Below are 15,470 nucleotides of genomic sequence, written 5' to 3'. Positions count from 1 at the left end.
TCTAAAGATATCGCTAAAATTACAGTTGCTAGTATCTCAGATAAAAGACCACAGGAGCGCAGAGAGATTAATTATGAAAAAAATAGCTATTTATTATCCATATTTTATGGGTGGTGGTGCGGAAGCAGTTGGGTTATGGATTATCCAAGCATTAAAAGATAAGTATGAAATAACATTATTTACTCTCGGAAATATTAAACTTGAACAACTTAATTCCATGTATGGAACAAGTATTTTAAATGAAGACATAGAGATTAAGAGTATACTCCCAAAACTTTTAGAAATTAGTTGTTATTTGATTATGGTGAAAAATAGTAATTTCCGAATGTTGCTTTTTCATATTTTGATTCGTATATTTAAGCAAAATAGCCATAAATATGACCTAGTTATGTCTGCATATAATGCAATGGATATGGGTCAAAAAGGAATCCAGTATGTACATTGGATCAAAGTTCTTGAGGGTAAACCTTTTCATAGAAAAATATCTAATTTCTCTCAGCAACAGCTACTCGATAACATCTCCATTGCTAATTCTTACTGTGTTGCAGATAATTTCAATAAGCACTATGGAATTAATCCTAATGTTGTGGTGTATCCCCCTGTTGTGATAGACACACCTGATATAGCCTGGATTGATAAAGAAGATGCATTCATCTGTAGCGGCAGAATAGTAGAACCTAAACAGCCTCATAAAGTTATACAAATTCTTAAACTAGTTCGTGAGAGAGGCTTTGATATTAAGCTACACATAACAGGAGGAGGAGGAGGTTTTTATGAATGGAAATATAGTAACTTAGTCAAAAAGATGGTAAGAGAAAACTCATCTTGGATTACATTACATGAAAATCTTCCCTATGAAGAATACATTCAAGTGCTAGCTAAATGTAAGTACGGTATTCATTGGAAACAAGAACCTTTTGGGATCTCTATAGCGGAAATGGTGAAAGCTGGTGCTATTCCTTTCGTGAAAAGTGAAGGTGGACAAGTTGAAATAGTAGGTCAGCATAATCAAGAATTATTTTTTAATAATGAGGAAGAAGCTGTGGAAAAAATTATTCATACTCTAAGCAATTCTGATCAACAAAACAAATTACTTCAATCACTTACTACTCAAAAACATTTATTTTCTACTCAGAGATTCATGTCAGAGATAAATGATGTTGTTGCTTCCTACTTCCATACAAAAGTAGAAATTCCTACTGGTTAATTTAGCATGACTCCAATAGTCGAAATTATAGTAAAAGTTGACACAATTTTTGGTTAAAAATCCTTGCCATCATGAAATCAATTATTAATTACCATGTTATTGATAGCACAAATATCGGAGATTTATTTTCTGCACCTACAAAATATTTTAGTTTTCCTGGGTACACTGTTGAACAAGCTGATATTCGTACAATAAATATTGAGGAAATAAGAGGTAAACACATTATTGTAGGTGGAGGCGGACTTTTATACTCTCCGTTTTTACCTTCTTTTGCCAAACTTATTGCCCAAAAGGCACATACCAAATTAATTGCTTGGGGAATTGGGCAACAAATATACGGAAATGGTTTTGATATTGAAAAACTTCAGAATTTTGACTATTCTCAATATTTAATGAATTTTGACTTAGTTGGTATTAGAGATTTTCATTATAAATATAATTGGGTATCCTGCCCTAGTTGTATGCATCCCGCATTTGATAAGAAGCGAGAAATAAAACATGATTTTGTAGTTTTTTCACATAAAAAGTTTCAGATAAAAATGAGTAATTTCCCCAACATGACCAATAATAATCAAGATATTGAGGAAATATTGGATTTTTTGGGTTCGGGTGAAACCATATTAACCAGTTCTTATCATGGAGCATACTGGGGTACATTACTGGGGAGAAAAGTTTTATCTTTTCCATTTAGTAGTAAGTTTTACACACTCAAGCATCCACCTGGAATATTTCCCATTTCCAAGTGGTTACAGCAAAAAATTCAGTTTTCATTATTTAACAAAACCTTGTGGGAGTTCTCTTATAAAAATAAATTTTCATGTAAAACTGATAATTGGCAAGATTATTTAAAAAATTGTCATGCTTATCCTGAAAGTCTTCCAGAAAATCGAGAAAATAATCATCGCTACTACTCTGAAATTTTAAATCTTTTAGATGAATCAACTACACAATCTTAAATAATATGAAAAATAAATTGTTAAAAAATAAATACATTTACTTTAGTAGAGATATATCACTGAAATCAGGCACGGCTCACGAAATTCATGATGTACTTTGTGCTAATGCAGTAGCTAATATAGGTTACTCTTCTATTTTAGTCTATCCAGATAAAAAACAAAATAATTTCCATCCTTTAGGGTTGCTCAATCCTTTTAATCCCAAAGAACCAGACCAGAATTTTATAGAATTTTACGATGTACAAAAAAAATTAAAGGTAGCTCCACTACCAATGTCTTGGCCAATTGATAGAATAGGTGGAAAATTTACTAATTCTAGTACAGTCATTACAAAGTATTATTTACCAATTCATATCCAGCATCATACTAAACTTATCCATACCAGAGATTGGAATTTTGTTAAAGCAGCAATCAAAAATCGTATTCCCGTTATCTATGAACGGCACTATTTTCAAGAGAAATCATTCGAGACGGATATTGTTAATAGTCCCTTTTTTCAAATTGCCATTACCCAATCGGAATTAATTAGACAAAGTTTAATTGAATATGGAATGCCTCCAGAAAAAGTTGTGTGGCTAAATAACGGTTTTGAGCAATCATTTCTCAATAGAGAAGCAGAAAATGCTGAAGAATGGCGGCAAGAATTATTAATAAATGACCGGAAGCATTTAGTTGTTTATTCTGGCGCTTTATACCCTTTTAAAGGAGTCGATGTTTTAATTGATGCGGCTAAAGAACTTCCACATATTCAGTTTGCTATTACAGGAGGCACAGAAGAACAAATACAAGCTTATCAACAACTATGTAGAGCCAAAAATATAGCAAATGTCAAATTATTAGGTTGGATACTACCACGTCAACGATTAGTCAGTTTATTTCAGGCAGCTGATGTTTTAGCTCATCCTCACCGTTCTGGCAAAGCAGCAAACTTCACTAATCCAGTGAAATTCTTTCAGTATATGGCTTCGGGAACTCCTCTTGTGGTTACTGAAATTCCTCCTTTAATGGTGTTTAAAGATTCGCCTTTAGTTGCTGGTTGGTGTGAAGCAGATAATCCACTTAAATTAGCTGAATGTATACAGGATGTTTTAAACAAATACCCCAGAAAGATAGAAGGCTATGCAGCTAGTAGAGATTTTGCACATCAGTTTTCTTGGGAAAAGAGAGCAGCAAAAATTTTGAGCTACGTAGATGAATCTTTTCGTCCACAAATCGAGAACTAAAGATTATAAAAGTAATGATAAAAAAAACTGTTGGGATGATTAGCAGCTATAGCAATCTTGAAAAAAGAGGCGATTGGCTGTGGCAACAAACCCCCGATCAATTCGGTATTTGGGGTAATATACAAATGCAGGCGCTGGCATCAAAACCAGATTTTTTGTTGATGTATCAGTTTAACTTCCCCAAACCTCCCCAGCCAAAATCTTGGTTGGATAATTTTCGCAAAAAACAACAAAAAACTGAATCAAATCTTAATTCTTTGCTACGCGGAGTCAGCAAGGAAAGGATAATTTATTTGTTGCGGGAACCACCATTAGATGAAGTTATAGAAAAACATCGTAGAGCATACCAGCAAGCTCAGAACTACTGCGGCTATGTTTCTGGTCCTGATGATTTTGCGCCTCATCCCGACTATATGCCTGCTATTTGGTATCATGGCAACTCATTTCGGGAATTAAATGAAATGCCACCACCGGAGAAAGTTTCTCCTTGCAGTTGGATTACCTCTGGAATTAGTCGCACAGCTAACCATCGTCAAAGATTAAACTTTTTACAGTCTTTACAGTCGAGCGAGATTAAGTTTGATTTGTATGGACGCGATTTACCAACATGGGCGAATAAATCGGGTGAATTGGGTAATAAATGGCATGGCATGGCACCATACTATTATAATCTTTCAATTGAAAACTATGCTGATAACAGTTGGTATGTGAGTGAGAAACTTTGGGATGCTTTATTAGCATGGTGTTTGCCAATTTACTATGGTGGGACTGCTGCTGACAAACTATTACCCCCTGGTAGTTTTTTAAGGTTGCCAAGTCTAGATGAAAAGGGTATTGCCTACATCCAAGAAGTTACTTCTACTCCAGATGCCTGGTATGCTGCTAAAAGCGCTATAGCTGAAGCTCGTCAGGTGATTCTGCACAAATTAAATTTACTGAATTGGCTATCAAATTTTGTAGAAAATCACAGGTAAAATTATGACAAATGGAATCTATACACTGGCGAATGATTATGTTTATAATCAACTTGTGGCGTTGCTTAATAGTATAGAAGCTAATGCTGGTCAGGATGTGCCAGTATGTGTTATTGCTTACAACGACCAATTGGATAGGGTTAGGTCAGAGGTAGCATCTAGAAAAAATGTCACACTCTTAGAAAATCCCGAAATTTTTGCTGATTGGGAAGAGTTTTCTTATCAGGTATGGCAATCACATAAAACGGCTATTCAACTTTGGCAAGAAAAAGGTATTAAGAAATTTTATCGGGTTGGAGAAAATCGCCGTTACTGTGCATTTGATCCCAGAAGTCAATTTGATAAATTTATTTATCTGGATGCTGATACTTTAGTCATGCAGCCTCTAGACTTCGTGTTTGAGCAGTTAGATCATCATGATTTTGTTGTGTATGATTTTCAGTATAAAGACCCATCTCATATATTTAATTTATCATCTGCTCGTCTCCTAGAAGTATTTAGTAAGGAGCGAATCGAGTCCGAAATTTTTTGCTCAGGTTTTTATGCTTCCAAAAGAGGAATATTTCCTCCTGAACAAAGAGATTGGTTGCTATCTCAATTAAGAAATGGAGATTCAGACGTTTTATATATGGCAGCTCCCAATCAATCTGTGCTTAATTATATTAGGATGACAGCAAATGTATCTTTTTATAATTTTTCTCGAAACTTAGCAGATGATAAACTGACTGGTTGTTCTGTAACTTCTCCGCATTTTGAAAATATCAATAATATTATTTATGATAAGGGCAATAGGCTGACTTATCTACATTATATTGGTTTATCTTCCAAACTATTTAACAAAGTTTGTGAGGGAGAAAATATTGATTTTCCTTATCGGGATGTTTTCTTACATTATCGCTATCTGCATGAACCAGAAAAGCGCCCAAACTTTACAACTAAAGCCAAGGCTTATAACGCCCCTCCCAGTTTAGCTACAAAAGTTTTAAAAAAGTTAGGATTAACAGGTGGAGGTAAATAAGATGAGTCGCGGAATTTATATTATTGCTAATGACAAGGTTTTGGATCAGGCGATCGCACTCTTAAATAGTATCAGATTGCATGACGCAGACACACCAATTATCATAATTCCTTATGATGATAATTATCACCAAATAGCCCAGACACTTAACCAACATTATGGAGTAAAAGTCTACGAAGACTTAGATTTCATTGACCGTCTAGCGGGAAAACTACATGAAACTTTCGGGGGCAAATTTTTTGCTCGTCCCAATCAATTTCGGAAGCAGGCTTGTTGGTTTGGTCCTTTTGATGAGTTTTTGTACATCGATACCGATATTGTCGTTTTTGAAAAGATTATTGATAATCTGAATTACTTGGCTGAATCAGATTTTATTTGTTGTGATTATCAACATTTAGGTGGAATTAAAAATGTTTTTAGTTCCCAGGTATTAGAAGATAAAATTTTTACGGAAGCAGAAGTTAAAGAGATTTTTAACGGTGGATTTTGGGGTTCTAAGAAAAACTTAGTCTCGGAAAATGATTTATATGAAACTTTTGCTGAGTGTGCAGCCCATCCAGAATACTTTGACTTTTCCGAAAAAACTTCGGATCAACCAATTATTAACTATATGTTGCTGAAGCGGATTCCACGTCGCTTTAATGTAGTTCGGAGAGAGGGTAAAGCACCGGGAAATTGGGCAGGAACTCCACACTTTCAGTCTGAAGGCAATATTCTCTTTGATCCTACAGTCAATCAACCGCTACAATATCTGCACTGGGCGGGGATTCGGATTCAACCTGGCTGTCCTTACTGGGAGACTTGGGAACATTACCGCAACCTAAATCCAGCGTTACCTGCGGCAAATATACCCGCACCTGTAGAAAAAAGTCAGTTGCAAGGAACCCTCGATCAAGTGAAAAATCAGCTTCGTAAACTGAAAAAAGGTGTTTTCACCGATTAATTTCAGCCAACTGCGATGGGCTTCTCTGCAAGAGGCTTGTCTGCGACACGCTACACGAACGCCAACACCCTGCCTTTCCTACGGAACGCTCCGCGAACGGCGATAGAAGCGGTCGCATCGGAATTTTTGGTATTGCAGGCTAAATATACTGGTTTACGCTAATTTGGTGAAGCGGAAATTTTATAGGCTATGGTGCTTATATAGCAAACACTTTAGCCTCTTTGTTGCTCTTTGAACGCCCAACTTTCACGTCGCGCATCTCGGACGAATACCTTAATCACCTCACCCTGTAGTGAAGTAGCAAGACTCCGTTTTCATAGATATTGCTGTTGGTAAGTTCTAAAGCAGTTTGCTGAATCACTCCCGAAAACAGTGGAATGCCTGAACCCATCAAAAATGGGTTGATCTTCAGGATTAGCCGATCAATTAATTTGTGAGCAAAAAGCGTTGTAGCTAAATCCGCCCCACCACAGAGCCAAATACCCTTACCTGTTTCGTTCTTCATATCTGTGACTAACTCAACAGCATTTTCTGAAACAAGCTCAACATTCTCATCTGGGTTTTTTGTCATAGTGCGTGAAAAGACATACTGTTTCATGTGTGAGTAAGGATTTGTTACACCATCCTTCAATCCTACCTCGTAGGTCTTTCGCCCCATGAGAACGGCATCAAACCACTTATTATCAGCATGGATACCCATTGCATCACGAAGGTGAGATGGAAGGGTCTCAGGAAAGGAGGCAAATAAATGTGCTAAATATTTACCATCTTGGGAAAAGCCATCATGTGAACCGTCGATATTAGCAATATATCCATCAACGCTGCAAGCAGCATAATACGTCAGTTCTCGCATATTGACATCCTTGTTGAAAAATTGCTAGCAATAATACTAAACCAAGTAATAAGAAGTATATATGTCTAAGACACTAAGCAATCAGATGGTGGAATGAAATACAATACCCTGGAGCAAGTTAAAGTGTAATGTTTTAGGGTCATCTGTTGTTAGCAGGTGACTACACAGCTTAGTCTCGCCTGGATGGGGTTCCAGAAAACGTCTCTACACCTAAATTCATACTTGGTTTGGTGGAAAGCCCAATTATTTAATACTAAATAGTTGCGATCGCACCCTACGATTCGCTAGGATCTGTAAGCTTTAGGTTATGAGCAAAGCTGCTGGTGATTGTGAGCTATGCTGCTAAAACCCAAGTTAATCAGATTTTACAGGAAAAAACGAAACCGATGGCGAAACGTGTACAGTTAGTTTTAAATCAAGATATTAGCAAGCTGGGAAAATTAGGCGATTTAGTAGACGTAGCTCCCGGCTATGCTCGTAATTATCTAATTCCCCAGAATTTAGCAACCCATGCTACTCCCGGAATTCTCAAACAAGTAGAACGCCGTCGCGAGAAAGAGCGTCAACGCCAATTAGAACTTCGTCAACAAGCTTTAGAGCAAAAAGCAGCTTTAGAAAAAATTGGCAGCTTGCAAATTGCTAAACCCCTTGGTGAAAACGAAGCAATTTTCGGTACAGTCACAACTCAAGATGTCGCAGAAGCAATTCAAGCCGCTACCAGTCAAGAAATTGATCGCCGTGGTATTACCATTCCTGATATTAACCATCTGGGGACTTACCAAGCCGAAGTCAAGCTACATTCTGACGTAACGGCTCAAGTTAATATTGAAGTTGTAGCCAGCTAACTTTTAGTAGTGCTGAGTAGAGACGCGATTAATCGCGTCTCTACAAGATAAGTGCTGAGTGAATCCCATCCAATTTGAAATCGCTTATGTCTGAAGAACTTAGTTTTCAAGGCGATGGTAGCGATCGCCTACCACCCCAAAATATTGAAGCAGAAGAAGCGATTTTGGGCGGAATTTTACTTGATCCAGAAGCCATTGGGAGAGTGAGCGATCGCCTCTTACCAATAGCATTTTACATCAGCGCGCACAAAGATATCTATCAAGCAGCGCTGCGCCTTCACGCTCAAGGTAAACCCACAGATTTACTTTCAGTTACCAGTTGGCTAGCCGATAACGATATCCTCGCCCGTATTGGGGGAAGAAATAAATTAGCCACTCTCGTAGACCGTACAGTATCAGCTGTTAACATTGATGCCTTAGCCGGGTTAGTAATGGAAAAATACCTGCGGCGGCAGTTAATTAAATCTGGTAACGAAATTGTTCATCTTGGTTATGAGACAGAGAAAGAATTACCGATAGTTTTAGATGAAGCAGAACAGAAAGTTTTTGGTGTTACTCAAGAACGTCCCCAATCAGGTCTAACTCACATTTCTGATACCCTGATTAATACCTTTCAAGATATTGAAACTCGCCATCAAGGTATTGCTCTCCCCGGTATTCCTTGCGGCTTTTATGATTTAGACTCCCTAACCAGTGGTTTCCAGCGTTCTGATTTAATTATTATCGCCGGTAGACCATCAATGGGGAAAACAGCATTTTGTTTGAATCTTGCTCACAATATCGCAGCTGGTTATAAATTACCGATAGCCTTTTTCAGCTTAGAAATGTCTAAAGAACAGCTAGTACAGAGACTATTAGCTAGTGAAGCGGGAATTGAAACTGGTTATTTGCGGAGTGGGCGCATTAGTCAAACACAATGGGAACCTTTAAGCCGTGCTATTGGTATGCTTTCAGAGATGCCCATTTTTATTGATGACACATCCAATATTACCATCACCCAAATGCGTAGTCAGGCCAGGCGACTGCAAGCAGAACAAGGAACTGAATTAGGATTAGTTGTTATAGATTATTTGCAATTAATGGAAGGTGGTGGTGATAACCGCGTCCAAGAATTATCAAAAATTACCCGTTCACTCAAAGGTTTAGCCCGTGAATTATCTGTACCAGTGATTGCCCTCTCACAGTTGAGTCGTGGAGTGGAAGCACGTACTAATAAGCGCCCCATGTTATCAGATTTGAGGGAAAGTGGCAGTATTGAGCAAGACGCGGATTTAGTTATGATGTTATACCGCGATGATTATTATAATCCTGACAGTCCTGATCGGGGGATTGCAGAAGTCAACATAGCTAAACACCGCAACGGTCCCACAGGTACGGTTAAACTTTTATTTGATCCGCAGTTTACAAAGTTTAAAAATTTAGCCAAACAAGGTAATTATTAATAATTCATAGTGCCTCCTTCGGAGGAGCTTCGCTAACGTAATTCGTAGTTCGTAATTGGGGAAGAAGAAATAGCGATCGCCAAGATGATTAAATCAAGTCCGGTTGAATACTTACTAAACCCGGAAGAAAACCCGCCAAACCTGTACTTTATCTCCCCCCTCGCTTGCGGGGAGGGGTTGGGGGTGGGGTTCAATGGCAACTAATTAACCGGACTTGATATCAGACGTATTGATAATGTGAGTCCCTTAAAGCAACTGAGTTTATACTTAGCACTCAGCACTCAGCACTCTACTTAACGCCTAGCAATTCAACGTCAAATAGCAAAGTGGCATTGGGTGGAATTACGCCACCGGCACCACGGGAGCCATAACCTAATTCGGAAGGAATGATTAGCTGACGACGACCGCCTACTTTCATAGTGCTAAGTCCTTCGTCCCAACCTTTTATTACCTGTCCGATACCGATTTTAAACTCGAAAGGACTATTGCGATCGCGTGAACTATCAAACTTAGTCCCATTTTCTAAAGTACCGGTGTAGTGAACTACAACCGTTTGTCCAGGTTCAGGAGTCGCCCCAGTTCCCTCTTCTAATTCAATATATTTCAATCCAGATGGGGTGGTTACGACATTGGCATCAGACATAGTATTGCTCGCAATCAAGGTTTGGTTTTGTGTGACACTAGTGGGTGCTGGTGTAGTTGTGGTTAAATTAGCAGCAGTAGCAGAGTTGACTTTATTCCCAACTTGTGCAAATACCAAAACTACAACACAGACCAGCATGAAACCCACGCTGAGTAAAATTGATTTCAAAATAAGTCCTCCTTAATTAGGTAATCTGGACATTTCTAAGATTACCAACAGGACACGATCAAGTGTAAAACAGAAAGGGCATTTTATCGCCAAAGCTTATTTTCTAAATCACGCACTTGACGTTCTAAACGGTCAATTCTCCCCCGTAATTCATCTACCTCAGACTGACGAGCAACGCCTAAATCCTGCATCATATTCCGCATTTGTCGTTGCATTTGGTCTTCCCAGTTTCCCTGCTCAGACTTTAATTGCTCCACAACGTCATCCATTACCGCCTTAGCTTGCTCAGGATCGAGTTTACCGTCCTTAACCAAATCGTCGCTAACTTGCCGCATTTTTTCGGCTACCAAAGACGTTGTACCAATACCGAGCATCATTAACTGTTGTAACCAGTTATTATTATCCATACTCCCTTCCTCTTCATGATTTCCCACTAGCTGACTCTTGTGATTGAGTGTATGCAATCAAGCTATGCTGGAAAAGTGGTTTTTTAGCCTACATCTCTATTTTGGCAAATTCGTAAACACAACAGAAGGAATTCAACGGTGTGGTTATAGAACTACTGAAGTTTCGGGTTGCTCCAGAAGAGCGAGAAAATTATATCCAGAAGGATGCAGAAATTTGGACAACAGGGCTGGCCAAGTATCCAGGATTTTTGGGAAAAGAAGTTTGGATTAACCCCAATGACCCCACAGAACTGATTTTAATCATTCGTTGGGCAACAAGAGAGGAGTGGAAAGCTATACCCTTAGAAGATTTACAGATAATTGAAGACAAAATCACCCAAACAATGGGAAAATCCTATCCAATTATCGAATCAGCCGAATATCAAGTCCGAAAGTTCCCTCATTCGTAAGTAATAATACTCGTTCTTTCTTTCTTTCTTTCTTTCTTTCTGTACTTAGCATACTTTGCGGTATGCGCTACGCGCACGCTACGCGAACGTTCTCATAAAACCATGTGGTAGAGGCGCAAAGCCTTGCGCCCTAACGACAGATGTGGTTCAAATACATAAAAACGGATGTAAGTCGGGTTAATTAGTCATGCGAGGTTCAAGCCAAAGTTGTAGCATAGAAATCTAGCATTAAATTTTAAATATTTATTTTATGTCTGCTACACCGCTTGTTTCTCAGGTTGATTCAGTAAAATCAGAAATAATTCCGCCCCTACTAGGTGCTTCAGTGGCCGAGTTAAGCCTTTGGGTACAGCAACAGGGACAACCCGCCTATAGAGGTAAGCAACTGCACGATTGGATTTATCATAAGGGTGTGCGATCGCTAGCTGATATTTCTGTCTTTTCTAAACAATGGCGTGCAGAAGTTGCAGAAGTCCCCATTGGACGTTCAACTATACATCATCGTGCGGTTGCACCCGATGGCACAATAAAATATCTCTTAAGACTGGCAGACGGTCAAATCATTGAAACTGTTGGCATTCCCACTGCAAAACGCCTGACAGTTTGTGTTTCTACCCAGGTAGGTTGTCCAATGGCGTGTGATTTCTGCGCTACTGGTAAGGGTGGGTTTACACGCAATTTAGAAAGACATGAAATTGTCGATCAAGTTTTGACTGTGCAAGAAGATTTTCAGCAACGTGTTAGCCATGTAGTGTATATGGGCATGGGTGAACCGTTATTGAATACTGAGAATGTGTTAGCATCCTTGAAATCTTTGAATCAAGATGTCGGTATTGGACAGCGATCGCTTACCGTTTCTACAGTGGGTATTCGGGGTCGCATTCGTGAGTTTGCCAAACACAATCTACAAGTTACTCTGGCTGTGAGTCTGCACGCACCTAACCAAGCACTCAGAGAAGAACTCATTCCCAGCGCCCGCCCCTATCCTCTAGAAGATTTGCTACATGAATGTCGGGAATATGTGGAAATCACCAGAAGACGCATATCTTTTGAATATGTGCTTTTGGCTGGGTTCAACGACTTACCAGAACACGCCATGCAACTGGCAAAATGTCTGCGGGGATTCCAAAGCCACGTCAATTTGATTCCTTACAATCCCATCAGCGAAGTTGACTATAAACGCCCTAGTAGCGATCGCATTCAAGCATTTGTTAACATTCTCAAACAACAAAATACTGCTGTGAGTGTCCGTTATTCTCGTGGTCTAGAAGCCGATGCAGCTTGTGGACAACTGCGCGCCAGTAAATAAAATTCTCCTTGTAGAGACGCGATAAATCGCGTCTTCTTCGTCTTTATTCTCTTAATTAAACCTGAGAACTCAATTGCTTTTTCACACTAATCCCTGGAGCGTAAGCTTCAATTACCTTGCCAGTAACAGTACAAGTAATCATCAAGTAATCGCAACTTGGGCATTGTGTCCGAGTTAATTGACTATCAGAAATATAGTGACGCTCCGCATCACTGCCACAGTTTGGGCAGTGAACTTTTTGGACTGTATTCATTTTAAAACCCCTGGTTGTAATATTTCTTATTTGACAAAACTGCAACTTAAATCAGTAGATAGATACTTTGCGTTTATTTCAAGTGAACAAATAGCCCTGATCTGGCTGAATTTTTTAAAGAAAATTTTAGATTTGCATTTGTTTAAGTTTTATACATTATCTTCATTCTTGGCTGAATTTACCATCCCACCTTAGATATATAAATTAATTTTATAATTACACATCTTCTTAGAATTTTAGTGATCCCCATCACTAATGCTTTGAGATAGCTTCATTCGATGGTTATGGCAAACAATTGTTAAAAGCCGTTCTTGTATTGAAAAATTAACAGCTAGAAAATACTGTATCCTTGGTAACAAAATTTTTCTTTTAAGATTTAGTTAATATTTGTTTGGTGAAGTAAAACCAAAATACTATAAATTGTATAATATTTTACACAAGCTTTGCGTCTTAATGATTCAAAGAATTTATATTGTAGAAGAGTATTTTGACTTAATTTAAAAACAGCTAAATCTGTAAATAAAGAATCTTAAAAATGTTTAAAGTTTGATATGATATATAGTCGGCTGTTCAAATAATGTTTCCTTAATTTTTATGAGGGAAGTCAAATTAAAGTTTGCTGATTTATTTGCTGGTATTGGAGGTTTTAGATTAGCTTTTCAAAAAGCTGAGTATGAGTGTGTATTTTCTTGCGAAATTGATGAAGCGTGTCAACAGGTTTACTTGAATAATTTTGGAGACAAGCCAGAATCTGATATCAGAAAAATTGATTTACAATCTCTACCTTATTTTGATGTTTTAACAGCTGGTTTTCCTTGTCAACCTTTCAGTATTTGTGGACATAGAAAGGGTTTTTATGACACTAGAGGAACTTTATTTTTTCATATTTGTGAAATTATTGAGCATATTCATCCTCCTGTAGTTGTTTTGGAAAATGTTAAGCATATATTACATCACGATCAAGGTAGAACATTAGAAGTAATACTGTATTCTTTAGAAGATATGGGTTATAGAGTTAACTACGAAATAGTTAATTCTATAGATTTCGGACTACCACAGAATAGAGAACGAGTAGTATTTGTGGCGACAAAAGATAAGAAATTTAATTTTGAAACTCTTCAAAAATCTCATCCAGTTCCCACGTTAAGAGAATTTTTGTGTACTTCAGGAAAGTTTGAATACCTAAACCCTGAAGAATACACCATGATAGATTCTCCTAAACAGCAAGTATCAGGTTTAATTTTTGTAGGATATCGCAATAAAAGTATTTGGAAAACGGGTGTTAGACCAAACACAGAACATTTATCACGAGTTCATCATCAACCAAATAGAATTTATTCTATAGAAGGAGTGCATCCAACAATACCTTCTCAAGAGACTTCAGGAAGATTTTTTATTTACATACCAGAAGAAAATGCAGTTCGTAAATTAACACTACGAGAGTGTTATAAAATTATGGGTTTTCCTGAAGATTTTAAAACTCATCGCAATTTAGCAGAGTGCTATAAACAAATAGGTAACTCTGTGTGTGTACCAGTAATGTATGAACTAGCGAATCAAATTCAAAAACAAATTTTTTCACATCAAGATAGGGAAATCGAAATAGTCAGTCTGAATAAAAATTGTCATTGCAATAAACCCATTCAACTAGAATCACATTCGATTATGAATCATCGAGAAAAACTTATACATATTCATGAAAATATATCTGAATTTAACATTGATCAAATTGAATTACCACAAAAATATCAAGATTATGTTTTGGAAATTAGTAAAAAATGCTTTGCTAGGAAGGCAGTTTATACGGTACTTGTGACTCTTTTAGTACATAAGGTGTTATATCCATCTCAGGATATTAGATACCATCAAGTTGATTTACCAGGCGGGTTTTCAGGAAGAACTATAGATACGAAATATATTACTCCTACATTAACAGAGTTAGGTTTACCCGCAATGGCTGAAAGTGGTTGGTTAACGCGTTCTTTAGAACAACCTTATCCTTATACTTTAAATTATGAGGGAAATATCAGTCCTAAATCTTTAAAATTGGCCTTTCTGAATATTATTGATTTCGTGCAGAAACATCCTGACAAAGCAGAAAATGTTTTAAAGTTGCTTCTGAAATTGGTAAATTCAGCCAAAGATAATAATTTGGTGGAAATTATTAAATTAAGTAATCCAGAAAAATTAGACTTAAAAAGTTTAGTCAATGCTTTAGATGAGCATTTTAATTATAACTATAAAACTGATCGTGGCTCAAAATTGCCGGTTATTGCTTTTTATGCCATTTATGAAATTTTAGTTAAAGAAATATCTAGATATAATTCCTGCACCCTCAAACAGTTAGGAAGTCATACAGCTTCTGACAGAACTTCTAACACGGCTGGAGATATTGAAATTTTTGATCAAAATAATCATCTTATTGAAGCGATAGAAATAAAATATGGGCAAGAAATTACTCTGCAAATGGTTTATCGGGCAAAAAATAAAATTATCAAACATAATCCCCAAAGATACTACATTTTCGCCTCAAAAGATGTTAATCAACTAGAAGCTGATAAGATTGATGAAGTTATTAAAGAAATTGCATCAGAACATGGATGTCAATTAATTCTCAATGGAATTATGCCGACAATTAAATATTATTTAAGATTAATCATGTCTATTACAGATTTTATTGATTTATATTCAGGATTAATAGAGTCAGATAATGAAATACAAAAAATTCACAAAGAGAAATGGAATGAAATTCTAGGTAGATTAATGATTGAGGAATAAAA

The 15,470-nt window shown here is 37.2% G+C and carries 15 protein-coding genes; 11 read left to right on the top strand and 4 right to left on the bottom strand.

Annotated features, from left to right (window positions below):
* Nucleotides 1–73: 73 nt before the first annotated feature.
* The 6 genes from ACM0OW_RS00895 (at nt 74) to ACM0OW_RS00870 (ending at nt 6,321) form a co-directional block, all read left to right on the top strand.
* Entirely contained in the window at nt 74–1,207 is a 1,134-nt protein-coding gene (locus tag ACM0OW_RS00895; RefSeq protein WP_414548153.1) for a glycosyltransferase, read from the top strand.
* A 71-nt stretch (nt 1,208–1,278) separates the two neighbouring features.
* The gene (locus ACM0OW_RS00890; RefSeq protein ID WP_414548152.1) at nt 1,279–2,163 is read left to right on the top strand and encodes a hypothetical protein; all 885 of its coding nucleotides are present in this window, start codon (nt 1,279–1,281) and stop codon (nt 2,161–2,163) included.
* Nucleotides 2,164–2,168: 5 nt separating this feature from the next.
* Entirely contained in the window at nt 2,169–3,386 is a 1,218-nt protein-coding gene (locus ACM0OW_RS00885) for a glycosyltransferase family 4 protein (RefSeq protein ID WP_414548151.1), read from the top strand.
* 14 nt (nt 3,387–3,400) lie between these two features.
* Nucleotides 3,401–4,360: a glycosyltransferase family 10 domain-containing protein gene (locus tag ACM0OW_RS00880; RefSeq protein WP_414548150.1), complete on the top strand. Its 960-nt coding sequence runs from the start codon at nt 3,401–3,403 to the stop codon at nt 4,358–4,360.
* A gap of 4 nt (nt 4,361–4,364) precedes the next feature.
* A complete protein-coding gene (locus ACM0OW_RS00875) occupies nt 4,365–5,378 on the top strand; it encodes an Npun_R2821/Npun_R2822 family protein (RefSeq protein WP_414548149.1) in 1,014 nt (337 codons plus the stop codon).
* A 1-nt stretch (nt 5,379) separates the two neighbouring features.
* The gene (locus tag ACM0OW_RS00870; protein WP_414548148.1) at nt 5,380–6,321 is read left to right on the top strand and encodes an Npun_R2821/Npun_R2822 family protein; all 942 of its coding nucleotides are present in this window, start codon (nt 5,380–5,382) and stop codon (nt 6,319–6,321) included.
* 277 nt (nt 6,322–6,598) lie between these two features.
* Here ACM0OW_RS00870 and ACM0OW_RS00865 read toward each other — a convergent pair whose 3' ends face one another.
* The gene (locus ACM0OW_RS00865; RefSeq protein WP_414548147.1) at nt 6,599–7,174 is read right to left on the bottom strand and encodes a dihydrofolate reductase family protein; all 576 of its coding nucleotides are present in this window, start codon (nt 7,172–7,174) and stop codon (nt 6,599–6,601) included.
* Between the two features lie 386 nt (nt 7,175–7,560).
* On the opposite strand from ACM0OW_RS00865, the gene rplI reads away from it, so the two are divergent.
* Both rplI and dnaB read left to right on the top strand, forming a co-directional pair.
* Nucleotides 7,561–8,019 (top strand): 50S ribosomal protein L9, encoded by a 459-nt coding sequence (rplI, locus tag ACM0OW_RS00860; RefSeq protein ID WP_414548423.1) that lies wholly within the window; start codon nt 7,561–7,563, stop codon nt 8,017–8,019.
* An 86-nt stretch (nt 8,020–8,105) separates the two neighbouring features.
* The gene (gene dnaB / locus ACM0OW_RS00855) at nt 8,106–9,461 is read left to right on the top strand and encodes a replicative DNA helicase (RefSeq protein WP_414548146.1); all 1,356 of its coding nucleotides are present in this window, start codon (nt 8,106–8,108) and stop codon (nt 9,459–9,461) included.
* A gap of 289 nt (nt 9,462–9,750) precedes the next feature.
* Here dnaB and ACM0OW_RS00850 read toward each other — a convergent pair whose 3' ends face one another.
* Both ACM0OW_RS00850 and ACM0OW_RS00845 read right to left on the bottom strand, forming a co-directional pair.
* Nucleotides 9,751–10,272, bottom strand: coding sequence for an FKBP-type peptidyl-prolyl cis-trans isomerase (locus ACM0OW_RS00850; protein WP_414548145.1), 522 nt, complete (start codon nt 10,270–10,272; stop codon nt 9,751–9,753).
* An 83-nt stretch (nt 10,273–10,355) separates the two neighbouring features.
* Nucleotides 10,356–10,679, bottom strand: a complete 324-nt coding sequence (locus ACM0OW_RS00845; RefSeq protein ID WP_414548144.1) for a phasin family protein — start codon at nt 10,677–10,679, stop codon at nt 10,356–10,358.
* Between the two features lie 140 nt (nt 10,680–10,819).
* Here ACM0OW_RS00845 and ACM0OW_RS00840 point away from each other — a divergent pair, with 140 nt between their 5' ends.
* A complete protein-coding gene (locus ACM0OW_RS00840) occupies nt 10,820–11,128 on the top strand; it encodes a TIGR03792 family protein (protein WP_414548143.1) in 309 nt (102 codons plus the stop codon).
* Between the two features lie 250 nt (nt 11,129–11,378).
* Entirely contained in the window at nt 11,379–12,437 is a 1,059-nt protein-coding gene (gene rlmN, locus ACM0OW_RS00835) for a 23S rRNA (adenine(2503)-C(2))-methyltransferase RlmN (RefSeq protein WP_414548142.1), read from the top strand.
* Between the two features lie 55 nt (nt 12,438–12,492).
* On the opposite strand, the gene ACM0OW_RS00830 is transcribed toward rlmN, so the two are convergent.
* Entirely contained in the window at nt 12,493–12,690 is a 198-nt protein-coding gene (locus ACM0OW_RS00830) for a replication restart DNA helicase PriA (RefSeq protein ID WP_414548141.1), read from the bottom strand.
* A 594-nt stretch (nt 12,691–13,284) separates the two neighbouring features.
* Here ACM0OW_RS00830 and ACM0OW_RS00825 point away from each other — a divergent pair.
* On the top strand, nt 13,285–15,468 hold the full coding sequence (locus tag ACM0OW_RS00825; protein WP_414548140.1) for a DNA cytosine methyltransferase: 2,184 nt from the start codon (nt 13,285–13,287) through the stop codon (nt 15,466–15,468).
* The last annotated feature ends 2 nt before the right edge of the window (nt 15,469–15,470 follow it).

The organism is Anabaena sp. CCY 0017, from assembly GCF_963920885.1.
Classification (GTDB): Bacteria; Cyanobacteriota; Cyanobacteriia; order Cyanobacteriales; family Nostocaceae; genus Nodularia.
Note: the sequence above shows the minus strand (reverse complement) of the source record. Positions and strands in the feature narration are given on the sequence as shown.